The sequence below is a fragment of the uncultured Comamonas sp. genome (genome assembly GCF_964277875.1).
Classification (GTDB): Bacteria; Pseudomonadota; Gammaproteobacteria; order Burkholderiales; family Burkholderiaceae_C; genus Comamonas; species Comamonas sediminis.
Window position 1 is genome coordinate 1 of sequence record NZ_CAXYJV010000015.1, and the last position, 22,911, is coordinate 22,911.

Below are 22,911 nucleotides of genomic sequence, written 5' to 3' on the forward strand. Positions count from 1 at the left end.
GGCCAGCGCGCAGAAATCGCCCGATTTCACTCCAACCCTTCGGGACAGTGGTTTTGCGGGCGGTCTGCGTTGTTGCAAATCCTCGCAATAGCGCGGCTATTGCTGCGGTGTTGCGCCTCGCATCCCATCCCGCAAAGCCACTGTCGCGGCGCGAGGAGATCACAAGCAGGTTCTCAGTCATAACTGCAGTCTATAGCCCGACCATCCGGCGGCGCTTGCGCTGCGCTACAACGAGGAGTCAGGCATGGTTTGGCAACAGATCTACAACCCGGTGGGCAATATGGTGCTCTCCACCCTGCTGGCGGCGCTGCCGGTGGTCGTCATGCTCGTCGGGCTGGGCTTTCTCCACCTCAAAGCCCATATCGCGGCCGGCGCCGGCCTGGTCTGTGCCTTGCTTATTGCCATCGTGGTCTATGGCATGCCGGCCGATATGGCCGGCCGCGCAGCGGTCTTTGGGGGCCTCACGGGGCTGCTGCCCATTGGCTGGATCGTGCTGAACATCATCTTTCTGCACCAGCTGACCGAGCACAACGGCAGCTTCAAGATCCTGCAGGACTCGATTGCCGGCATCACCGAGGACCGGCGCATCCAGCTGCTGCTGATCGCCTTTGCCTTTGGCGCCTTTTTCGAAGGTGCAGCAGGCTTTGGCACGCCGGTGGCGGTCACGGCGGCGATCCTGATCGGCCTGGGCTTTTCGCCGCTGGCCGCCTCGGGCCTGTCGCTGATTGCCAATACCGCGCCCGTCGCCTTCGGTGCGCTGGGCACGCCGGTGATCACCTTGGCCAAGGTCCATGGCTATGACGTGATGGAGGTCACCGCGATGGTGGGCCGCCAGCTGCCGTTCTTCTCGGTGCTGGTGCCCTTCTGGCTGATCTGGGCCTTTGCCGGCCGCAAGGCGATGATGGAGATCTGGCCGGCCATCCTGGTCACCGGCCTGTCGTTTGCGATCCCGCAGTACCTGGTGTCCAACTTCATCGGTCCGGAGCTGGTCGACATCATTGCCGCCATCGTCTCGATGGGCTGCCTGATCGGCTTTCTGCGCGTGTGGCAGCCCAGGACCATCTGGCGCAGCACCTCGCTCAAGGGCCGCGACACCAGCGAAGACACCACGGTCCAGCCACGTGCCGTGGTGGCACATGCACGCGCCGATGTGATCCGCGCCTGGACGCCCTGGGCCATCCTGACCGTGTTCGTGTTCATCTGGGGCCTGCCGTCGGTCAAGGCCGCGCTCAACGGCCTGTTTGCACCGTCGTTCCCGATGACCGGCCTGCACAACATGATCGAGAAGGTGCCGCCCGTCGTGCCCCAGCCCACCAAGGAAGGCGCAGTCTATGTGCTCAACCTGCTGTCAGCCACCGGCACCGGCATTCTGCTGTCGGCCATCGTCGGCGGCCTGGTGATGAAGTACAGCCCATTGGGCCTCATCAAGCAGTTCTTCAAGACGATCTGGCTGGTGCGTTTTTCGCTGCTGACCATTGTGCTGATGCTGGCGCTGGGCACCCTCACCCGCTACTCCGGCACCGACACCACCTTGGGCCTGGCCTTTGCCAACACCGGTGTGCTCTACCCCTTCTTTGGCACGATGATGGGCTGGCTGGGCGTGGCACTGACCGGTTCGGACACCGCGTCGAACGTGCTATTTGGCGGCATGCAGAAGGTCGCTGCCGAGCAGCTGGGCCTGTCGCCCAACCTGATGGGCGCGGCCAACAGCTCGGGCGGCGTGATGGGCAAGATGATCGATGCCCAGTCCATCGTCGTGGCCTCCACCGCCACGCGCTGGTTCAACCACGAGGGCGACATCCTGCGCTATGTGTTCTTCCACTCGGTGGCTCTCGCCACCTTGGTGGGCATCTTTGTCACCTTGCAGGCCTATGTCTACCCCTTCACGTTGATGGTGGTGAAGTAAGGTCAACAAAACGGGGCTCGCTAAGGAGCCCCGTTCACCGCATCGGTCCGTTAAACGGCAGGCACCGCAGGGTTGAGGCTGTACAAGCCGGTGATGCTGGCCTGGCCCAGCACGGAGGCCTGGGCCAAGGCCGCGCGCACCCGGGCGCCGGTCAGTTCGCCCTCGATGGCCAAGGTCGGCGTGGCCAGCGCATAGACCGTGAACACATAGTGGTGCACCAGGCTGTCGTTCCACGGTGGGCAGGGGCCGTCATAGCCGTAGTACTCGCCTTGCATCTGCGCATCCCCGGCAAACCAGCCGGTGTAGTCGTTGATGCCGTGGCGCAGGCCCTGGGGCGCAGCGGGGCCGGGCTTGCCATGGGCGGTGATGCCGTCCGACTGCGCACCGGCGGCGATCTCGGTGGTGGTGGCTGGAATGTCCAGCAGCAGCCAGTGGTAGAAATCGACCCGTGGCAGATCGGCTGGCACGGTGCGGCCCTCCTGGTTCACATCGTTGCCCCGGCTGGGCACATCCGGGTCATGGCAGACGATGACAAAGGACTGGGTGCCGGCGGGCACATCGCGCCAGGCCAGGTGCGGGTTGCGGTTGGACGACAGCAGGACATGGGCGGTGGCGTCGGGCACCGCAAAAGCGAACTCGCCAGGAATGGCCTGGCCGTCTTGAAAGCTGTGGCTGCTGAGCTGCATCTGCTAAATCCTTTGCGGGTATGAAAAAAGCCAAAGGGCCTCGGCCGGGGCCGGGACACTTTGGCAAATTCTAGGTTGCTGCCGCGCAGCTGTCAGTCAGGCAGCCTCTGACAGGCGAGGCTCAATGCCCGCCGATATAGGCGAACTTGAACAGGAACAGCGCCGCAATGATCCAGACCATCCAGTGCACCTCGCGGGCCCGGCCGGTGAACAGCTTGATGGCGGCGTAGGAGATGAAGCCAAAGGCCAGGCCGTTGGCGATCGAGTAGGTAAAGGGCATCATCACCGCAGTGATGGCGGCGGGAATGGCCTCGGTGGTGTCGGCCCAGTCGACCTCGGTCAGCTCCTTGAGCATCAGACAGGCCACAAACAGCAGCGCGGGCGCGGTGGCGTAAGCGGGCACCGAGCCGGCCAGCGGCGCGATGAACAAGCAGGCCAGGAACAGCACGGCCACCGTCACGGCGGTCAGGCCCGTGCGGCCACCGGCCTGCACGCCCGATGCGCTCTCGACATAGGCGGTCGCGCTGGACGTGCCCAGCAGCGAGCCGGCAAAGATCGCGCCACTGTCGGCCAGCAGCGAGCGGTGAAAGCGTTCCATCTTGCCGGGCACCAACAGGCCTGCGCGCTTGGCCACACCCATCAAGGTGCCAGTGGCATCGAACAGCTCGACCAGAAAGAACACCAGCACCACATTCAGAAAACCACTGGACAGCGCGGTCTTGATATCGAGCTGCAGGAAGGTCGGCGCAATCGACGGCGGAGCCGAAAACACCCCTTGGAACTGGTTGCCGCCAAAGATGAACGAGGCCACAGTAACGGCCAGGATGCCGATCAGGATGGCGCCGGGCACGCGCAGGCGGTCCAGCACGACGATCAGGAAAAAGCCCAAGGTGAACAGGATCACCGATGGCGAATGCAGATCACCCAGCGTCACCAGCGTGGCCTTGGATTCCACCACCACGCCGGCGCTCTTGAGCGCAATCAGCGCCAGAAACAGACCGATACCCACGGTGATGGCCACGCGGATGGAGGCCGGTATGCCGTTGATGATCTGATCGCGTATGCGAAAGATGGTCACCAGCAGGAACAGGCACCCGGAGACGAAGACCGCCCCCAGCGCCGCCTGCCAGGTATAGCCCATGCCCAGCACCACCACATAGGCGAAGTAGGCGTTCAGCCCCATGCCGGGCGCAATCGCAATCGGGTAGTTCGCATACAGGCCCATCAGCACCGAGCCCAGCGCCGCGATCAGGCAGGTCGCAACAAACACCGATCCCTTGGGCATGCCCGCATCCCCCAGGATGGAAGGATTGACGAACATGATGTAGGCCATGGTGAGAAAGGTCGTGAGCCCCGCCAGCACTTCGGTCCGTACCGTCGTGCCATGCTCACCCAGCTTGAAATAGTTATCCAGCACACTCATGGCTGCTCCTTGTGGTTATGCATCGTTCAATGGAAGCTGATTCAGATCGAAGGCGGCGAGTATCGCAGTTGCGGGCGCAACCTGCCGGACACCGCCGTCAAAGCCCTGCCTGCACGGCCGCGATGGCGTCCAGCACCGCCTCGGCCGTGGCCGGTGCCCGCAGCGGCGGGCAACAGCCGGGCGCGCCGGCCGCGGCCACCGCATCGCGTATCGCAAACAGCACCGAGAACGGCAGCAGCAGCGGCGGCTCGCCCACCGCCTTGCTGCGGTGGATGGTCTCGTGCGGGTTGGCGCCGTCGAACAGCTGCACGTTCAGCACCGGCGGGCAGTCGTTGGCGGTCGGGATCTTGTAGGTGCTGGGGGCATGGGTCATCAAGGCACCGGTCTTGGGGTGCCAGACCAGCTGCTCCATCGTGAGCCAGCCCATGCCCTGGATAAACGCGCCCTCGACCTGGCCGATGTCCACGGCCGGGTTCAGCGACTGGCCCACATCATGGATCACATCGGCGCGCAGCAGCTTGCTCTCGCCAGTCAAGGTGTCCACCACCACTTCGCTGACGGCTGCGCCGTAGGCAAAGTAGAAGAAAGGCCGGCCACGCATCGCCGCGCCATCCCAGGACAGCCCCGGCGTCGCATAGAAACCATCGGACCAAAGCTGTACCCGCTCCAGATAAGCCTGTTTCACCAGGGCCTCAAAACGCAGGGTCTGGCCCGCACAATGCACCTCGTCATTGACAAAGCGTACCGATGCCGGGTCTGCCCCATGCCGGGCTGCCAGGCAGGCGGCCAGGCGCTCGCGAATCTGGCGCGCCGCGTCCTGCGCGGCCTTGCCGTTCAGGTCGGTGCCGGTTGATGCCGCAGTGGCCGAGGTGTTGGCCACCTTGGTCGTGTCGGTGGCCGTCACCCGCACCCGCTCAAAGGCGACACCCAGCTCATGCGCCACCACCTGGGCCACCTTGGTGTTCAGGCCCTGGCCCATCTCGGTGCCGCCATGGTTGACCAGGATGGAGCCATCGTTGTAGACATGGACCAGTGCGCCAGCCTGGTTGAAATGCTTGACGTTGAAAGAGATGCCGAACTTGACCGGCGTCAGCGCCAGGCCGCGCTTGAGCACCGGGCTGCTGGCATTGAAGGCATCGACCTGCGCGCGCCGGGCCCGGTAGTCGCTGCGCGCCTCCAGCTGCGCGACCAGTTCGTCAATGATGTTGTCGTCCACCTCCTGGCCATAGGGCGTGCACTGCCCGCTGTCCTTGGCATAGAAGTTGGCGCGGCGCACATCGAGCGCATCCTTGCCCAGCTGCCGCGCGATGGAGTCCATGATGTTCTCCATCACGATCGCGCCCTGCGGCCCGCCAAAGCCGCGAAATGCGGTATTGCTCTGCGTATTGGTCTTGCCCATGAAGCCGCGCATGCGCACATTGGGCAGCCAGTAGGCATTGTCGAAATGGCAGAGCGCGCGGGTCATCACCGGCGCCGACAGATCGGCCGAATGCCCGGCGCGCGACACCATGGTCACCTCGGCGCCCAGAATGCGGCCGGCATCGTCATAGCCGATGTCGTACTCGTACCAGAAGCAATGGCGCCGGCCGGTGACCATGAAGTCATCGTCGCGGTCCAGCCGCAGTTTGACGGGCCGGCCCAGCTTGCGCGCCGCCACCGCAGCCACGCAGGCAAACAGCGCCGATTGCGATTCCTTGCCGCCAAAGCCGCCGCCCATGCGCCGGCATTCGACATGCACTGCATGGGCCTGAACCCCCAGCGCATGGGCCACCAGGTGCTGCATCTCGCTGGGGTGCTGGGTGGAGCAGAACACATGCATCGCGCTGCCCTCCTTGGGGATCGCGTAGCTGATCTGGCCTTCGAGGTAGAACTGCTCCTGGCCGCCCACTTCCCAGCTGCCCTGCAGCCGGTGCGGAGCCTGGGCGATGGCCTGGCTGGCGCCGCCGGCATCGGTCTCGCGCACCAGCTGCATCGGTGGCATCACATACTGGCCCAGCGCATGGGCCTGCTGCGGCGTCAACACCGGCTCGGCCTCTTCCACCGTGGCCAGCTTGCGCGCCATCGCGGCCACGCGCCGCGCGGTGTACCGGTCGGCGGCCAGCACCGCAAACATCGGCTGGCCCAGGTAGCGGATCTCGCCATCGCAGAGGATGGGGTCGTCATGGATGATGGAGCCGCAGTCATTGACGCCGGGAATATCGGCGGCCGTCAGCACCGCCACCACTCCGGGCTGCGCACGCAGCGCGTCCAGGTCCAGCGACAGCAGCCGGCCATGGGCCACGGGCGACAGGCCCAGCGCGCAGTGCAGGCTGCCGGCCAGCTCGGGCATATCGTCAATGTAGGCGGCTTCGCCAGCCACATGCAAAGGCGCCGATTCATGGCTGCGGCTGATGCCGACCTGGTGGCCCTGCTGGCGCGCCCGGGTTTCCTGCGCCACATCGATGCGCGCCTTGTGGTTGTCGCGGTAATCGGCAAAGGCTTCGGCGCCGGCCAGAACATGCTTGGGGATCGAGGTGTTCATATCAGGCTCCGGTGGCTGCGGCCTGCGGGGCCTGGGCGCTGCTGACGAGGTGCGGCATGGCGGCCCAGACGGTGGTGGCATCGGCTGGCAAGGGGGCATCGGCCCGGGTCTCCAGCCACAGGCGCTGCAGCAGGTTCTGCGCCACCTTGAGGCGGTAGGCCGCGCTCGCTCGCATATCGGTCATCGGTTGAAAATCCTCGGCCAGCGCGGCCTGGGCGCGCTGCACAGCCTGCGCCGTCCAGGCCTGGCCCAGCAGTGCGGCCTCGGCCTTGGCGGCGCGCCGCACGGTGGCCGCCATGCCGCCAAAGGCCAGGCGCACGGTCTCCACCTGGCCCTGGGCATCGAGCTGCAGCGAAAAGCCGGCGCACAGCGCCGAGATGTCACAGTCAAAGCGCTTGCTGATCTTGTAGGCCCGCACCTGGCGCGCCTGCACCGCCAATGGCACGCGCAGGCTTTGCACCCACTCGCCGGGCTCCAGCTGGTTCTTCATGTAGTCCAGGTAGAAGTCGGCCAGTGGCATGCGCCGCAGGCGCTCACCCAGGCGCAGTTCGATCTCGGCATCCAGCGCCATCAGCACCGGCGGGGCATCGCCAATCGGCGAGCCATTGGCCACATTGCCGCCCATGGTGCCGGCATGGCGCACGGGGGGCGATGCAAAGCGCAGCCAGACCTCCGTCAGCGGCGGAAAGCGCTGGGCCAGCGCGGCCCAGGCCGATTCCAGCGAGGCGCCCGCACCAATGCAGAGCATGCCATCGCGCTCTTCGATGCGGCGCAGCTCCGCGACCCGCCCGACGGCGATCAAATCGCCCAGCGGCCGGAACTGCTTGTTGATCCACAAGGCCACATCGGTGGTGCCGCCGATCATGCGGGCATCGGGCAGCGCGGCGCGCAACTGCGCCAGGCTGGCTATGCTGGCCGGCGCATGGAAGTGCTGGGGCTGGCCGCCGCCGGGGCTGTAGGCATAGCTCCAGTCGGCATCGCTGCGCAGCGCCTGCAGGGCCGACACCACGGGCGCCGCATCCAGCTGGCGGGCGGGCAGGTCCAGCATCTGCTGGCCGGCATCCAGAATGGGCCGGTAGCCGGTGCAGCGGCAGAGGTTGCCGCTCAGCGCATCGGCCAGCTGCTGGCGGGTGGGTGCGGGGCCGGGGTGTGCCTGCTGCTGCTCATAGACGGACCACAGCGACATCACAAAACCAGGCGTGCAAAAGCCGCATTGCGAGCCGTGGCAGTCCACCATGGCCTGCTGCACCGGGTGCAGTTCGCTGCAGGGCTGGCCAGCCTCCTTGGGGCGGCAGCTGGTCTTGAGGTCTTCGACCGTGAACAGCGCCTTGCCATGCAGGCTGGGCAGCAGCTGGATGCAGGCATTGACGGTCTGCAGCTTGAGGCCTTGCACGGCCTGCGGATCACCCGGCTCCGCCAGCTCGGCCAGCATCACCGTGCAGGCGCCGCAATCGCCTTCGTTGCAGCCTTCTTTGGTGCCGGTGCAGCGCGCGTCCTCGCGCAGCCAGTCCAGCACACTGCGCGTGGGGGCCAGGCCTTCAACTTCGGTGATACGGCCTTGGTGGTAGAAACGGATGGCTTGTGGGGCGGTCATGGGGCTCATGGTGGGGCCCGGTCGCGCATTGCCGCGCCGGGTCTTCAAAACTGTGTACAAGCGTAGTGTGCCGCGCAGCGCCAGCCATAACAAGCCAGCGATAGGCGCTATGGTGCAGCGCATATATTTTTGGGTTTACCCGCATCTTGCGCCCGCCAAAAACGTAAGCAATGGTCGTGACTTGCGGGTTTACCAGGGCTGCGGCCATGGCAAGCAGGTATATTGCCTGGATGATGTTCCGCCGCCCCCACCCTGCGATGCGCCAGCTCGCCACCGCCGTCAGCCTGGGCCTTGCCGCCTGCGCCGTATTTGCCCAGACCAGCGCGCCGCAAGAGCCGCCGAACCTGAGCCAGGCCGAGTTCCAGTCCTGCCTCAGCGAGCTGCGCAGCAGCAAGGCCTTTGCCGCGATCACCCCCGCCACCTTCCACCAGTACACCGCCCAGCTCCAGCCCGATGCCACGGTGCTGCCGCTGCTCAACCGCCAGCCGGAGTTCACAATGCCCGTCTGGGACTACATCGCCGTGCTGGTCGACGAGCAGCGCGTGGCCGAAGGCCGCGCCGCCTATGCCAAGTGGAAGGACACCTTGGACAGGATCGAACAGAGCACCGGGGTCTCCCCGCAGATCGTCATCGGCGTCTGGGGCGTGGAGAGCAACTTCGGCCAGAACCTGGGCGGGCGCTCGCTGGTCCAGTCGCTGGGCACCTTGTCGTGCTTTGGCCGCCGCCAGGCCTATTTCCGCGGCGAGTTCGCCAGCGCGCTGCGCATTCTGCAAGAAGGCCATATTGCCGAGTCCAAGCTGGTGGGCTCCTGGGCCGGCGCCTTTGGCCAGACCCAGTTCATGCCCTCGACCTTCTTCCGCAGCGCGGTGGACTTTGACGGCGATGGCCGCCGCGACATCGTCGACAGCGTGCCCGATGCACTGGCCTCGACCGCCATGTTCCTGAAGAACGCCGGCTACCGCCCGGGCCAGCCTTGGGGCTTTGAGGTCAAGCTACCCAGCGGTTTCAGCACCGCCGATGCCGGCCGCAAGAACAAGAAGCCGCTGGATTTCTGGCGCTCGGCTGGCGTCACCCTGGCCAATGGCGATCCGCTGCCCGATTCGCTGCCATCGGCCGGCCTGATGATTCCCGCCGCCGGTGGCCCAGCCTTCCTGGTGGGGCGCAATTTTGATGCGCTCTACAGCTACAACGCCTCGGAAAACTATGGCCTGGCCATTGCCCAGCTGTCCAACCTGGTGGCCGACACCTCACAGAGCCGGATCAGCTTTGTCACCCCCTGGCCGACCGATGACCTGGGCCTGTCGCGCGCGCAGAACAAGGAGCTGCAGCAGGCGCTGCTGACCCGTGGCTATGCGATTGGCGAGCCCGATGGAATGATCGGGGCCAAGACGCGCGAGGCCATCAAGGCCGAGCAAAACCGCCTGGGCATGAAGGCCGATGGCCGCGCTGGCCAAAAGCTGCTGCGCGCGCTCGGCAACTGATAGCGCTGGAGTCACACCATGATTGTCACGACCACCCCCAGCGTTGAAGGCAAGCGCATCAGCCGCTACTGCGGCATCGTCAATGGCGAGGCCATCCTGGGCGCCAACTTTTTCAAGGACTGGTTTGCCGGCATCCGCGACATCGTCGGTGGCCGCTCGGGCACCTACGAGAAAGAGCTGCAAAAGGCCAGAGACATTGCGCTGGCCGAGTTGCAGGAGCGCGCCAAGGCGCTGGGCGCCAATGCCGTCGTCGGCATCGACCTGGACTATGAAGTGCTGGGCAAGGACAACGGCATGCTGATGGTGTCAGCCAGCGGCACCGCCGTCGTCGTCGACTAAAAGCCCCTGCCGGTATTGCTGCAGCCCCCTCGCGAATGGCTGCAGCCCCTGCTCAGCGCTTGGCCTGTTTGACACCGGCGCCGCGCACTTCCAGGCGGATGCTGTCCAGCACCTCGCCCTGCGCATTGACCAGCTCCACCTGGTGGCGCCCCGGCCAGGGCAGCCAGGCCCAGCGCGCGCCGCGCGCGACATCCTTGCCATCGATGCGCCAGCGTGCAGCGGCCGAATCGGCGACAAACTGCAGGCGCTGGCGCTCGGGTGGAATGTCCGGGTCCACCGCGACAATCGTGCCATTCGCGGGGGCCAGAATGCGCACCGCAGCCGCTGCATCGGCGCCACGGGCCTCGGTGGGCCGCCCGGCAAAGCTGCGGCCGCCCACCATCTCGTCGACCCCGGTCGCCTGGCCATCCAGCGCAAAGCGGGGCTGCCCGGTGCCGGCCAGGAACCACTCCTCACGCCGCGCCTCCAGCGCAAAGCCGGCGCCCGATTGGCCCGCCGGTGCGGGGCCAAAATCCACCCATTGCTCATGCAGCCCGGGGGGCGGCTTGGGCGCACGGCTGGGCTGGCCCTGGTGCAAAAAGGCCATGATGCTGGCCCAGACCGGCGCCGCACCGCTGGTGCCGCTGACCGAATGCATGGCTTCGCCACTGGCATTGCCCACCCAGACGCCCACCGTATAGCGGTCTGACCAGCCGACCGCCCAGTTGTCGCGCATGTCCTTGCTGGTGCCGGTTTTCACCGCCGCCCAGCTGCGGGTGCCCAGCACGCTGTCCAGGCCAAAGGTGCGCACGCGGGCATTGCCATCGGCCAGCATATCGCCCACCACATAGGCGGCGCCCGCATCCATCGCCTGGCGGAACTGCGGCTTGCCGCCACGCGCATAGGCCACCGGGCTGTAGCGCCCGCCATTGGCCAGTGCGCGGTAGGCATTGGTCAGCTGCACCAGCGGAATGTCGGGGCTGCCCAGCGCCAGGCTGTAGCCAAAATAGCTGCCGCTCTCGCGCATCGGCATGCCCAGGCGCACCAGCTGGTCAAAGAAATCGTCGACACCCACCATCACCAGGGTGCGTACCGCCGGCACATTGAGCGACGCGCCCAGCGCCGTGCGCACCGACACCCAGCCCTTGAAGCTGCGGTCGTAGTTCTGCGGAATATAGAGGCCGCTGGCCGTCGGAATGCGGGCTGGCGAATCCTCAATCAAGGACGCAGCGGTGAGCTTGCGCTCGGCAATCGCCTGGCCATAGAGAAAGGGCTTGAGGGTGGAGCCCGGCTGGCGCGGCGCCAGCACCGCATCCACCGCATGGGCCTGGCTCAGTGCGCCCGATGAGCCCACCCAGGCCAGCACCTCGCCGCTCGCGTTGTCCAGCACCAGCACAGCGCCATCTTGCACATTGCTGCTTCGCAACGCCTGCAGGTGCTGGCCCAGAATATCGACCGCATAGCGCTGCAGCGGCGCACTCAAGGTAGTGCGCAGGCTGGCCATGGCCGCCGGCTGGTTTTTTCCATCTGCGCGTTGCCGTGCCTCGCGCAATGCAATGCGGCTGAAGTGCGGCGCAATGCCTTCGCTGGCATCAAAGGCGCGCTTTTTCAGCGCGATCTCGGTGAAGAACACGATCGCTTCGCAGTCCACCTTGGGATCACGCCGCATCTCCCTGAGCACGCCACAGGCGCGCTGGCCCACCTGGCTGGGCCGCGCATTGGGCGCGCGCACCAGCGCGGCGGCCACCGCCGCCTCACGGTCATCCAGCCCATGGGGGGCCTTGTCGAACAGCGTGCGAGACAGCGCATCAATGCCCACCAGCTCGCCCCGGAAAGGCACCAGGTTCAGGTAGGCCTCCAGGATCTGGGTCTTCTGCCAGCGCCGGTCCAGCACCTGGGCCGCCACCGTCTGGCCGACCTTTTGCACCACCGAGCGGCCACCATTGCTGCGCCGCCAGTCGCCGTCGAGCAGGCCGGCCAGCTGCATGCTGATGGTGCTGGCCCCGCGCGTGCGCTGGTTCCAGAGATTGCCCCAGGCCGCAGCGGTCACCGCCGCCCAGTCCACGCCGCTGTGCTCGTAAAAACGCTTGTCCTCGCTCAGCAGCATGGCGGTGCGCAACGCGGCCGATACATCGCCCAGCGCCACCCAGTCGCCCCGGCGCACCGTGCTGTCGGTGCGCACCCGCTGCAGCAACTCGCCTTCGCGTGACAGCACCCGCGTCTCCGACGAGCTGAAGTCCTGGCGCACCTCGCCAAAGCTGGGCACAGCCTGGGCCAGTGGTGCATGCACCAGGCAGGCCAGGGCCAGCAGCCGCCAGCGGGTTATAGCGCGCAGCCTCATGGCGCCACGGGCACAACCGTCACCTTCGGATTGGGTGCCATGCCGAACATCTCGGGCGCATACAGCGCCTCGACGCGGGTCGATGGCAGCGCAAACTCACCGGTGTTGTTGACGCGGTAGCTGTACTGCAGGCTGAGCTTGCCCTGCGGCAGGTAGCCGTAGTAGGCGCGGTAGTTCTCGAACGAGCGCTCCTCGAACGCCTTCCAGCCCCAGCCGGTCGATTTCTCGCCGGCGGTGGACAGCGCCGAGTCCCGGCCCAGGCCGCTACCCAGGATGGTGGCGCCGCCCGGGATCGGATCGGTGATCGCCACCCAGGTCATGTTGGCGCTGGCATTCACCTCCAGGGTCACACGCAGGACATCGCCCCGGGTGTACTGGCCGGCGGGCAGGTTCTTGTTGGCCTGCTCCACCGCCACCACCGTCTTGCTGATGGTGTAGCCGGCCGACAGCGGCTGCTTGAGCGGCACGGCCGCCTGCGACTGCACCGTCAACCAGGGCTTGCCGGTGCCCTTTTGCTGCACCTTCAGGCTCTGGTTGCCACTGGCCCAAGGCAGGTCAATGGTGTTGTTCAACCACTGCGCGACCTGCTCGGTCGGGCCGGGCGTGCGCTTGCCGCCCTGCGCCAGCAGCTCGATGGCGTCCTGCGCCTTGGTCACGCGGCTCCAGTCCACGGTGCCGGACTTGCCGGCCATGCTGGCCTCGGTCGTGCCGGTTACCGGCGTGGATTCATAGGTGCGCGAGAAGCGCTCCAGCGCCAGCGCCCCCCAGAGGTTGGCGGTGGTCGTCGTCCAGGCACCGCTCTTTTGGCGGCTGATGAAGCTGCTGGCCAGGCGCGGCATGTCGTCCTTCCAGGCCGGATCGTCCATCACCACCAGCAGGAAACGCGCCAGGGTGGTGTCACCGTTTTGCATCAGCCACCACCAGTAGTCGTTGTTCTCGTTGGCGAACAGCACCTTGGTGCCCTGGTAGCTCAGGCGCGCACGCAGGATCTGGTTGGCCTCTTCGAGCAGCTTGCTGCGGTTGGGCACATCCTTCATGTGGCCCAGGATGGACAGCCAGTCCACCACCGTCTGGGTGGGCCAGTCGTTGGGCGCAATCTGGATGCTGGTCAGCATGCGCGGCTGCGCCTTGCCATACAGCGCCAACGCGTTGATGGCAGCGAGCTTGCGCACTTCCAGGTCGGAGCGCGGGCTCCAGAACTTGCGCTCGATGCGGCCATCGATGAAGCGGGCCAGCGCATCCTGCATGCGGCCCAGCGGCGCGGCGGGGATCGCGAAGGCCGGGTCGATGCGCTTCATCTCGAAAGCGGCCTGCAGCAGGTGGGCGGTCAGCGCATCGCTGCCGGTGTTGCTGCTGCCCGGTTGCGGCGGGAAGTAGTTGGCCAGGCCATCGCCATCCAGATAGGTAGGCAGGCGTTCCATCGTGCTCTTCCACAGCGCTGCATCCTGCATGCCGATGGATTTGCTCGTGGTCTGCTCCAGGCAGGCGTAAGGGTAGGCACGCCACCAGTCACGCACGCCGGGCAGGCCTTCTGCCAGGCGCGGCACCAGCGACAGCTTCAGGCCGCCACGGCCGGGCAAGGCATCGGCCGGTGCGCTGACGGGCATATCCAGGCTGCCATCGAGCTGCAGCAACGTGGCCTGCAGGGTCTCCACCGCCACGGCGGGTACCACCCGCTGGCTGACCTTGAGCGCATCGGCGGCATCGCCCTGCTTGTCCTTGGCGCTGATCTCCCAGAGCAGCTCGCCCTGGCGGCTTTGCGACATGTCGGCAGGTGCCGTCACGCTCCAGCTCACGGTGCGGGCCTCGTTGGCGGCCACTTCCACCGTCTGCGGCTCCAGCTGCAGCAACGTGGCCTTGGGGGTCACCAGCACCTGCATGGGCTTGCTGGTGGTGTTGCGCAGGGTGACCTGGGCGTCATAGCGGTCGCCGTCGCGCACCAGCGGCGGCAGGCCGCTGATGATCTGCAGCTCCTGCGTGGTGCGGATCTGGGTGGTGCCGGTGCCAAACAGCTCCAGCCCGCTCTCGGCCACGGCGACGATCTTGAAGCTGGTGAGGGCGTCGTTGAGCGGCACATCCACTTCGGCGCGGCCATTCGCATCCAGCACCACATTGGGCTGCCACAGCAGCAGGGTGTCGAGCAGCTCGCGCGTCTGGCCATTGCCACCGCCGCCGCCTGCCGCCACCGCCTTGCGGCCGTAGTGGCGCCGGCCGATGATTTCCATCTGGGCGGTGGAGGTCTCCACACCCCAGGAACGCTTTTGGTACATGGCTTCGAGCAGCGCCCAGGTGTCATTGCTCTTGAGCTCCAGCAAGGCCTGGTCCACGGCCGCCACCGACACAGCCGCGCCCGCAGCCGGCTTGCCATTGGGCAGCTTGGCTTCGATCGTGACCTTGGCGGTGTTGCGGATGCGGTAGCTTTCCTTGTCGCTCTTGACGGTCACGGCCAGCTGGCGGTCGGCAATGCCGACGCGAATCTCGGCCGCGCCCAGGCGGTAAGCGGGCTTGGACAGGTCCACCAGCGCGGTGGGCGCCACATATTCCTTGCCCTCGTACCAGAACGAGGTCCACCATTCACGCGGCGACTTGAAGCCCCAGGTGAAGAAGCTGTACCAGGGCACTTCGCGCAGGCGGCCACGCAGCGCCATCACGCTGACATAGACATTCGGGCCCCAGCCCTCTTGCACCTTCAGGTTGACCGTGGGATCATCGCCGCGCAGGGTGATCACCTGGCTGGACAGCACGCCTTCGCGCTCCACCGTCACCAGCGCCGTTGCCTCGCGGAAGGGCATGCGCACCTGGAAGCGCGCGGTGTCGCCCACCTTGTAGGATTTCTTTTCCGGCAGCAGGTCCATGCGGTCGGTGTCTTCACCGCCAAACCACAGCTCGCCCTGCTTGGTCACCCAGACCGAGGTCGCGGCCTTGGAGCTGCGGTTCTTGTCATCGGTGGCCTCGGCGATCAGCTCGGTCTCGCCGCCTTCGCTCAGCTGGGTGCTGCAATCGAGCAGGCCTTTGGCATCGCTCTTGCCGCTGCAGACCACGCCCAGGTCCTTGTAGCTCTCATGGTTCTCGTAGCTGTAGAAGCCGCCCACCATGCGCTTGCGCGTGGAGGTGACAATACGCGCCACTGCCCGCACCTGCAGCTTGACACCGGAGACGGGTTTGCCCGACGGCGTCAGCGACAGCGCCTGGAAGCTCAGCTTCTTGTCGGTGGAGGCCCAGTTCTCGGCCTTGATGCCGGCGACCACCGAGGCGGGCCAGATCACGCTGTGGTTGCTGATGGTCTGCACCTCGCCATTGGGGTCGGAGAAGCTCGCCTCCAGCAGCAGATCCTGCGGCGCCACGGAGCTGGGCACCTGCGCGATCTCGGCCTTGCCCACGCCATTGGCATCCAGGGTCAGCGCCAGCTTGTCGGCAATCACACGGCGGTCATTGCTGTAGTCTTCTCCGTCGTTACCCGCGCCGGGCAGCTTGCGGCTCAGATAGGGCCGGCCGAACGAGAACGTGTCGTAGTCCTCAAAGCTCACCGCATGCGACTGGATCGCGGCCGATACCTTGACGGCCTCCTTGGCCGCTGCGCCGCCCGAGAGGTAGGACAGCTGCACCTGGGCACCGAGCTTGCCCGGTTGCACGATAGGCGCTGGCTGGTCCGGCGTCACACTGCCCTTGAACACCGGCAGGCGGTACTCTTCCACCCGGAACGAGGTGGTCTGCATCTCGGTCGGTCCCCACTTGCCCTTGCCGCCCTTGAGCGTGATGCGGTAGGTGCCCAGCTTGGCGGACTTGGGAATCTTGAACTCCGACACGGCCGACAGGCCTTGGCCCGGGCGCTGCCAGCTCAGCGGCAGCTCGAACTCGTCATTGCTGCCCACATGGGTGATGACCACCTGGTCGGGCAACTGCTCCTTGCCGGGCAGGCCCAGGCCGCCCATGGTCTGGCTGCGGATCAGGTGCTTCATCGACACCGTTTCGCCGGCGCGCAACAGGCTGCGATCGAGCACGGTATGGGCGACCACATCCTGCACGGGGCTGCTGTCGGTCTCCAGGTTGAAGCGCCAGCTCTCGATGCCACGCTGCCAGTCGCTCCAGACAAAGGCCATGTCCTGCTGGCCATCGACCGTCGCGCGCGCGCTCACAAAGTAGGCCGAGCTGGTGTCGCTGTCAGCGCCACCCTCGCAGCGCACCTGCGCCTGGGTGTCGAGCTTGTCGAAGCGGGCCACGCCGTCCTTGTCGGTGGTGCCCTGCACCAGGGTCTTGCCGTCGCAGGTAGAGATGCGCACCTGGGCATTGGCCACCGGCTTGCCCTTGTCGAGGCTGGTCACCCAGGCCATCGCGTTCTCACGGCCGAGCTTGAAGTGCACGCCCAGGTTGGTCACCAGCGCCGAGCTGCGCACATACATCACACGGCGGGCGCTGTCGTAGTCGGTATTGAGCAGCGCATCGCCCAGCATCGGCGAGGCAATCTCGACCACATGGAAACCGGTCTCCAGCGGAATACCCACCACCTCGAACGGGCGCGGGTCCTTGCTGTCGGTCTTGGGCAGGGCCAGCTTCTTGCCAGCGGCCTGGCCTTCGAGCAGCGACAGCATGCGGGTTTCGACATTGTTCTTATCGCCATCGGGCAGCACATTGGGCAGCGGGATCTTGCTGTCCTGCGCCGCCTGCTTGCGGCTGACCTGCCAGTTGTCATAGTGCTGCAGCTTGCGGTACCAGCGGATGATGTCGGCATCGCTTTGCAGCTGCAGGGTTGCGACGGTGCCCTTGTCCTCGATCGACAGGCCCTTGATCTGCAGGTCCTGCTCCACATTGCGCAAGGTCACCGGGAACATGGCCGGCCCCTTGTCGCCTTCGGCAAAGCGCTCGACCACGCCGAAGGGCGAGGCGGCAAACTTGGCCAGCGGCGGCATCAGGCCGCTTTGCACTTTCAGCGGGAACAGGTTGGCATTGGCCAGCGGCCGGTCGGACTCGTCCTTGAAGCCCTGGGGCAGCACGATGCGCATCGTCTCCTTCTCGGCAAACGGCGGCGCAAACTGCAGGCGGTTGACTTCGCCGGCATCCCCGTCATCGGGAAAGCTGGGCTGGACCCGGCCCTTGGATGTCTCCAGGAACACGCCTTCGGCCAGCTTGCGGTCCACCCCGGCGCTGAAGAACACATTGAGCGGGCGGATCGGCAGGCAGCCCGCCTGCGCATTGGCGCGCTCGCAGCTGAACTCGGCGGTGAACGGCTGGCGCACCTGGTAGTCAAAGCGGCGCTCGCGCGTCTGTTTGACGCCGTTGTCCGTGCTCACCCCCGCGCCCACCACCAGGCTCATCTGCGCACCCTCGGGCAGCGCGCGCTGGCACTGCAGGGCCACATGGCGGCGTGGCCGCTGCTGCAAGCTATCGCGGCCAAACTGGCTTTGCATGAAGTCGCCGGACTCCGAGGCGCTCAACAGGCGCACCGGAATGCGCTCACCAATGCCCTTGACGGTGCACCAGGTGCTGGCCTCTACGGTCGAGGTCACGACATCGGCATTGAACTGCAGGCCGAAGAACTGGCGGCTGTCCAGCGCCTGGTAGCTGCCGGGAACAATGCGCGTCACCGACGGGCCACCGGTGCCAAAGCTGTACCTGGCCGCGCCTTTGACGGGCTCGCCAGCGGCATCCTTGAGGTTGGCGACCTTCTCGACGGTGCAGCGCACCCCGGGCGGCAGGTCATCGGCCAGGTCGAACACCCATTCGCGGGGCCCCGTCCAGCGGCCGGTGCCCTGGCTCTGGGCCTGCTTGTTGTCGCAGTCCAGCTGGACCGGCGCGGCCGCGCGCAGATCGCCCATCGGCACCACGGCCGCATCGAACTTGACCACGATTTGCCGGACCCGGGCCACCTCGCCCTGCGGTGACACCGATGTGATGCTTGTGGCATGGGCCGACAGGCCCAGCGCAGCCCAGCCGGCGCCCGCCAGCCAGCGTTGTAATGTTGTATTCACGGAGCTCTCCCCTAGGATGGTGAGAGCGTACCAAAATTAGCCTGCGCCAGTGTTGGCTGGCCGCCCAGGGCAGCCAGGTGTTTCATTTGGCAACAAGAAGATGCTATTTATTAGGCTAATGGCTTGCCGGGGCTCTGCCGATGGATGCCTTGCTGCCCAGCAGCGCCAGCGAAGGTCACTGCGGCTGGAAGCCGCTGTCGCGGATGATGCGGACCCAGACGGCCGAATAGGCGCGCTCGCGTGCGAGCAGCTGCTCGGGCGTCATGTAGCCCACGCTCAACCCCATGCCGACCAGCTGCTCCTGCACATCGGGGGCGGCCACGGCCTTGGCAACCGCCTGCGATACGGCCTGCACCATCTCGGCTGGCGTGCCGGCCGCAGCGTACATGCCGTAGTAGGGCATGTCTTCGAGGCCCGGCAAGCCCAGCTCGCTGAAGGTGGGCACATCGGGCAAGGCCTGCTGGCGCTTGCCGCCCAGTACCGCCAGCACACGGATCTTGCCGGCCCTGTGGCTTTCGATGAAATCCTGCACCGAGCCAATGCCGGCGGGGATCTGGTTGCCCATCATGTCGGCCAGCATCGGCGCGCTGCCCCGGTACGGCACGGACACCAGATCGGTCTTGAAGCGCTGGTTCAGCACCCGCACCAGGAACTCCGGCGTCGATGCCGGGGCTGGAATGCCCACCGCACTCTTGCCGCCCTGCTTTTTGAGCCACTGCAGATAGGCCTCGAACGTGCGCACGCCCAGGCCGTCGGAGACCGCAATCGCATTGACAAAGCTGGCAAATCCCGCCACCGGCACAAAGTCCGCATGCGGGTCAAACCCCGGGTTCTTGACGACCTGGGGGAGGATGGAGATGGTGTGGTCGTGGGTGACGAAGAAGGTGGCGCCATCGGCCGGCGAGGCCTTGAGGATCTGGGCCGCAATCTGGCCGCCCGCGCCGGGCTTGTTCTCCACCACCACCGAGGTGCCCAGGCTGTCCTTCATCTTCTCGGCCAGCAGGCGTGCGATCACGTCGGTGCCGCCGCCCGGTGGAAAGCCCACCAACAGCCGCACCGGCTTGCCCTTGTTGTAGCCCGCCGCCCAGCTGGGGCTGGCCAGCCACCCGGCCGCAGCAGCGGCCAGCAGTTGTTGGGAGAAATGGCGGCGGCGCAAGGACATGCTGGGCTTTCAGGAATCAAAGAAGAACCGTTCAAGCAAGGCTTATGCCAGACGTGTGCGGTGCTTGGCCAGCTGCGTGCGCACCTGGGCAGGCGCCGTGCCACCCAGCGTATTGCGGGCGTTCAGCGAACCTTCCAGGCTCAGTGCCTCGAAGACATTGGCTTCGATGTTGGGGTTGAAGGCCTGCAGCTCGGCCAGCGGCAGCTCGGTCAGGTCCACGCCCTTTTGCGAGGCGAGCTTGACGGCATGGGCCACGGTCTCGTGGGCATCGCGGAAAGGCAGGCCCTTCTTGACCAGGTAATCAGCCAGGTCGGTGGCAGTGGCATAGCCTTTGAGCGCCGCGGCACGCATGTTGTCGGCGTTGACGGTGATGCCGCCCTCCTTGGTGCCGGTCGCAGGGTTCACCTGGCCGCCGATCATCTCGGCGAAGATGCGCAAGGTGTCCTTCAAGGTGTCGACGGTGTCGAACAGCGGCTCCTTGTCTTCCTGGTTGTCCTTGTTGTAAGCCAGCGGCTGGCCCTTCATCAACGTGATCAGGCCCATCAAGTGGCCGACCACGCGGCCGGTCTTGCCCCGTGCCAGCTCGGGCACATCGGGGTTCTTCTTCTGCGGCATGATCGACGAGCCGGTGGTGAAGCGGTCGGCAATGCGCACAAAGCCGAAGTTCTGGCTCATCCAGATGATCAGTTCCTCGGACAGGCGGCTGATGTGCACCATGCACAGCGACGCCGCTGCGGTGAATTCAATGGCAAAGTCGCGGTCGCTGACGCCGTCCAGCGAGTTCTGGGACACGCCTTCCATGCCCAGCGTGCGGGCCACGCGCTCGCGGTCCAGCGGGTAGGTGGTGCCGGCCAGCGCGGCGCTGCCCAGCGGCAGCACATTGACGCGCTTGCGCACGTCCAGCATGCGCTCGGCATCGCGCTTGAACATTTCCACATAGGCCAGCAGGTGGTGGGCAAAGCTCACCGGTTGGGCCACCTGCAGGTGGGTAAAACCGGGCAGGATCACGTCGACGTTCTTTTCGGCCACTTCCACCAGGGACAGCTGCAGCTCGCCCAGCAGGCCTTCGATCAGATCGATCTCGCCGCGCAGCCACAGGCGCACATCGGTGGCAACCTGGTCATTGCGGCTGCGGCCGGTGTGCAGGCGCTTGCCGGCATCGCCCACCAGCTGGGTCAGGCGCGCTTCGATATTCAGGTGCACGTCTTCCAGGTCCAGCTTCCACTCAAAGCTGCCCGCTTCGATTTCCGAGGTGATCTGCGCCATGCCCTGCTCGATGGAGGCCAGGTCCTGCTCGCCGATGATCTTCTGGGCACACAGCATTTGTGCATGGGCCAGACTGCCCTGGATGTCGGCCTGCCACAGGCGCTTGTCGAAAAACACACTGGAGGTATAGCGCTTGACCAGATCGCTCATGGGTTCGGAGAACAGCGCCGACCAGGCTTCGGACTTGGAATCGAGCTGGTTGTGCGAAGGAGACGAAGCGTGTGGTGTAGACATGAAGGTCGCAGTATTCGGGTTAAGCTGCCAGTTGCGCTGCGGAAACACAGCCTCCGGTGCTGTGCCTGTGGCCCGCCGAAGCCCTGGGCGAAAAACCAGGATTTTATCGACCCTGCACGACCATGCCAGCAACATCAACTAATCCAGCACCGCGCGAAGCCATCGTCGGCACGGCCTATGTGTTTGATGCCTGCACCGCCAGTGTGATCGGCCGCACGGTGGCCCTGGTCGAGACCGTGGTGGCGATTGCGGCGGCCTTTGGCACCAGCAGCCTGCTCGATTGGTTCTTTCAGCTGGCACTGCTCACCGCCGTGGTGCTGCCGGCCAGCCTGCTGTGGCTGGTGCTGGCCTGCCAGCAGAAAAAGCAGCTGCAGCGCTGCAGCACGCGCGTGCAGTACCTGGCCGGCGCCGCGCTGGGCGTGGCCTGCGGGCTGCTGGCGGCCATGCTCTACCAATGGGCGACGTTGTCGTCACACACCGCCTGGCTGGCCAGCGCTGCGGCGGGCGGCTTTTTGGCGGCGATGGTCGTGGTGGGCCTGCAGTGGCGCGCCCAGGCCCGCACGCCGGCGGCCACCACCGCGCGGCTGGCCGAGCTGCAGGCGCGCATCCGCCCGCATTTCCTCTTCAATGCGCTCAACAGCGCCATTGCGCTGGTGCAGGACCACCCGCACAAGGCCGAAGCCATGCTGGAGGACCTGAGCGACCTGTTCCGCCATGCGCTGACCGAAAAGCGCGAGGCCTCGACCCTGGCCGAAGAGGTGATGCTGGCGCGCCGCTACCTGTCGATCGAGCAGATCCGCTTTGAGGACCGCATGGCCGTGCGCTGGAACCTGGATTCGCGCGCCGATGACGCCACCGTGCCGCCGCTGTTTCTGCAGCCGCTGGTGGAGAACGCCGTCAAGCACGGCATCGAGCCCAGCCACGGCCATGGCCGCATCAGCATTGCCACGCGCAGGCGGGGCAATATGGTGCAGATCCAGATCATCAACACCACGCCGCGCCCGTTCAGCGCCCCGCAGCCGGAGCGGCGTGCCGGCACCGGCACCGCCATCCTGAATGTGAAAAAGCGGCTGCGCCTGCTCTATGACCTGGAGTACGACTTCAAGGCGACCAGCAAGGACGGCATCTACATGGTGCGCATCAGCATCCCCGCTTGAGCGGGCGCAAATACACGACGGCCGGTGTTGGCAGCCAGGCCCCGCCTCCGCTAGCATAGGCGCCCATGCGAGTATTGATTGTGGATGATGAAGCCCTGGCCCGCAGCCGGCTGCGGCGCTTGCTGGTCGAGATGACACCAGCGCCAACCGCTGTGCACGAGGCCGCCAATGCGCCCGAGGCGCTGCAGGCGCTGGCCAGTGCCGCCGCCTTGGGCCAGGCCTTTGATGTGCTGCTGCTGGACATCCACATGCCTGGGCTGAGCGGCATGGAGCTGGCGCGCCAGCTGCAGCAGCAGCCCCCGGCGCCGGCGGTGGTCTTTGTCACCGCCCACCCCGAGCATGCGCTGAGCGCTTTCGAGGTCAATGCCGCCGACTACCTGACCAAGCCGGTGCGGCGCGAGCGCCTGGTTGCCGCGCTGCACAAGGTGGCCCTGGTCGCCCAGGCCCATGCACTGCGCCTGGCCCCTGCCCTGCCCGAGCCCGACCTGGATGCCGACACCTTGCTGATCACCGACCGGGGCCGTACCGAACGGGTGCGCCTGGCCGATGTGCTGTATTTCAAATCCGAGCTGAAATATGTGACTGTGCGCACCGCCACGCATGAGTATCTGTGGTCGGGCAGCCTCAATGATCTGGAAACGCGCTTTACCAAGCGCTATCTGCGCGTGCACCGCAATGCACTGGTGGCACCGTCCGCCATCCGCTGCCTGGAAAAGGCCTGTGATGCAGACGACAGCGAGGGCTGGCAGCTGCGTCTGTTTGGCATCCCGGATGTGCTGCTGGTCTCGCGGCGCCAGCTGCCGGTGGTGCGTGCCTTGCTGGCCAACAAGGGCAGTGGCCTGCGCGCAGGCTGACC

14 protein-coding genes are annotated in these 22,911 nt (G+C 66.2%); 5 read left to right on the top strand and 9 right to left on the bottom strand.

Annotation, left to right across the window (positions count from 1 at the left end; translation table 11 throughout):
- Nucleotides 1–181: hypothetical protein (locus tag ACHWUQ_RS06645; protein WP_394680673.1), on the bottom strand; the 181-nt coding region annotated here is incomplete at its 3' end.
- Nucleotides 182–244: 63 nt separating this feature from the next.
- Here ACHWUQ_RS06645 and ACHWUQ_RS06650 point away from each other — a divergent pair.
- Complete coding sequence (locus ACHWUQ_RS06650) at nucleotides 245–1,906, top strand: L-lactate permease (protein ID WP_394680674.1); 1,662 nt, start codon at nucleotides 245–247, stop codon at nucleotides 1,904–1,906.
- Between the two features lie 50 nt (nucleotides 1,907–1,956).
- Here the strand turns inward: ACHWUQ_RS06650 and ACHWUQ_RS06655 are convergent, their stop codons facing one another.
- The 4 genes from ACHWUQ_RS06655 to xdhA form a co-directional block, all read right to left on the bottom strand.
- A complete protein-coding gene (locus ACHWUQ_RS06655; RefSeq protein WP_394680675.1) occupies nucleotides 1,957–2,592 on the bottom strand; it encodes a YbhB/YbcL family Raf kinase inhibitor-like protein in 636 nt (211 codons plus the stop codon).
- A gap of 121 nt (nucleotides 2,593–2,713) precedes the next feature.
- On the bottom strand, nucleotides 2,714–4,015 hold the full coding sequence (locus ACHWUQ_RS06660) for an NCS2 family permease (protein WP_230772563.1): 1,302 nt from the start codon (nucleotides 4,013–4,015) through the stop codon (nucleotides 2,714–2,716).
- A gap of 97 nt (nucleotides 4,016–4,112) precedes the next feature.
- The gene (gene xdhB, locus ACHWUQ_RS06665) at nucleotides 4,113–6,536 is read right to left on the bottom strand and encodes a xanthine dehydrogenase molybdopterin binding subunit (protein WP_394680676.1); all 2,424 of its coding nucleotides are present in this window, start codon (nucleotides 6,534–6,536) and stop codon (nucleotides 4,113–4,115) included.
- 1 nt (nucleotide 6,537) lies between these two features.
- Nucleotides 6,538–8,139: a xanthine dehydrogenase small subunit gene (gene xdhA / locus ACHWUQ_RS06670; RefSeq protein ID WP_394680677.1), complete on the bottom strand. Its 1,602-nt coding sequence runs from the start codon at nucleotides 8,137–8,139 to the stop codon at nucleotides 6,538–6,540.
- A 197-nt stretch (nucleotides 8,140–8,336) separates the two neighbouring features.
- Between xdhA and ACHWUQ_RS06675 the strand changes: the two genes are divergently transcribed.
- On the top strand, nucleotides 8,337–9,611 hold the full coding sequence (locus ACHWUQ_RS06675; protein ID WP_394680678.1) for a lytic murein transglycosylase: 1,275 nt from the start codon (nucleotides 8,337–8,339) through the stop codon (nucleotides 9,609–9,611).
- Between the two features lie 18 nt (nucleotides 9,612–9,629).
- Nucleotides 9,630–9,950: a heavy metal-binding domain-containing protein gene (locus ACHWUQ_RS06680; protein ID WP_230772580.1), complete on the top strand. Its 321-nt coding sequence runs from the start codon at nucleotides 9,630–9,632 to the stop codon at nucleotides 9,948–9,950.
- Between the two features lie 52 nt (nucleotides 9,951–10,002).
- Here ACHWUQ_RS06680 and pbpC read toward each other — a convergent pair whose 3' ends face one another.
- The 4 genes from pbpC to argH form a co-directional block, all read right to left on the bottom strand.
- Nucleotides 10,003–12,270 (bottom strand): penicillin-binding protein 1C, encoded by a 2,268-nt coding sequence (gene pbpC, locus ACHWUQ_RS06685; RefSeq protein WP_394680679.1) that lies wholly within the window; start codon nucleotides 12,268–12,270, stop codon nucleotides 10,003–10,005.
- A complete protein-coding gene (locus ACHWUQ_RS06690) occupies nucleotides 12,267–18,236 on the bottom strand; it encodes an MG2 domain-containing protein (RefSeq protein WP_394680680.1) in 5,970 nt (1,989 codons plus the stop codon). Before ACHWUQ_RS06690 ends, pbpC begins: the two co-directional genes overlap by 4 nt.
- Before the next feature lie 175 nt (nucleotides 18,237–18,411).
- On the bottom strand, nucleotides 18,412–19,398 hold the full coding sequence (locus ACHWUQ_RS06695) for a Bug family tripartite tricarboxylate transporter substrate binding protein (protein WP_394680681.1): 987 nt from the start codon (nucleotides 19,396–19,398) through the stop codon (nucleotides 18,412–18,414).
- A gap of 42 nt (nucleotides 19,399–19,440) precedes the next feature.
- Entirely contained in the window at nucleotides 19,441–20,898 is a 1,458-nt protein-coding gene (gene argH, locus ACHWUQ_RS06700; protein ID WP_394680682.1) for an argininosuccinate lyase, read from the bottom strand.
- A 122-nt stretch (nucleotides 20,899–21,020) separates the two neighbouring features.
- On the opposite strand from argH, the gene ACHWUQ_RS06705 reads away from it, so the two are divergent.
- Nucleotides 21,021–22,055 carry a sensor histidine kinase gene (locus ACHWUQ_RS06705; RefSeq protein ID WP_239810944.1) on the top strand — a complete coding sequence of 345 codons (1,035 nt, stop codon included), beginning with the start codon at nucleotides 21,021–21,023 and terminating at the stop codon, nucleotides 22,053–22,055.
- A 65-nt stretch (nucleotides 22,056–22,120) separates the two neighbouring features.
- Nucleotides 22,121–22,909 carry a LytR/AlgR family response regulator transcription factor gene (locus ACHWUQ_RS06710; RefSeq protein ID WP_394680683.1) on the top strand — a complete coding sequence of 263 codons (789 nt, stop codon included), beginning with the start codon at nucleotides 22,121–22,123 and terminating at the stop codon, nucleotides 22,907–22,909.
- The last annotated feature ends 2 nt before the right edge of the window (nucleotides 22,910–22,911 follow it).

Bases quoted from the DNA above. Each gene is read 5' to 3' on its own strand.
- ACHWUQ_RS06650 (WP_394680674.1), top strand. From the start codon at position 245: ATGGTTTGGCAACAGATCTACAACCCGGTGGGCAATATGGTGCTCTCC.
- ACHWUQ_RS06655 (WP_394680675.1), bottom strand. From the start codon at position 2,592: ATGCAGCTCAGCAGCCACAGCTTTCAAGACGGCCAGGCCATTCCTGGC.
- ACHWUQ_RS06660 (WP_230772563.1), bottom strand. From the start codon at position 4,015: ATGAGTGTGCTGGATAACTATTTCAAGCTGGGTGAGCATGGCACGACG.
- xdhB (WP_394680676.1), bottom strand. From the start codon at position 6,536: ATGAACACCTCGATCCCCAAGCATGTTCTGGCCGGCGCCGAAGCCTTT.
- xdhA (WP_394680677.1), bottom strand. From the start codon at position 8,139: ATGAGCCCCATGACCGCCCCACAAGCCATCCGTTTCTACCACCAAGGC.
- ACHWUQ_RS06675 (WP_394680678.1), top strand. From the start codon at position 8,337: ATGGCAAGCAGGTATATTGCCTGGATGATGTTCCGCCGCCCCCACCCT.
- ACHWUQ_RS06680 (WP_230772580.1), top strand. From the start codon at position 9,630: ATGATTGTCACGACCACCCCCAGCGTTGAAGGCAAGCGCATCAGCCGC.
- pbpC (WP_394680679.1), bottom strand. From the start codon at position 12,270: ATGAGGCTGCGCGCTATAACCCGCTGGCGGCTGCTGGCCCTGGCCTGC.
- ACHWUQ_RS06695 (WP_394680681.1), bottom strand. From the start codon at position 19,398: ATGTCCTTGCGCCGCCGCCATTTCTCCCAACAACTGCTGGCCGCTGCT.
- argH (WP_394680682.1), bottom strand. From the start codon at position 20,898: ATGTCTACACCACACGCTTCGTCTCCTTCGCACAACCAGCTCGATTCC.
- ACHWUQ_RS06705 (WP_239810944.1), top strand. From the start codon at position 21,021: ATGCCAGCAACATCAACTAATCCAGCACCGCGCGAAGCCATCGTCGGC.
- ACHWUQ_RS06710 (WP_394680683.1), top strand. From the start codon at position 22,121: ATGCGAGTATTGATTGTGGATGATGAAGCCCTGGCCCGCAGCCGGCTG.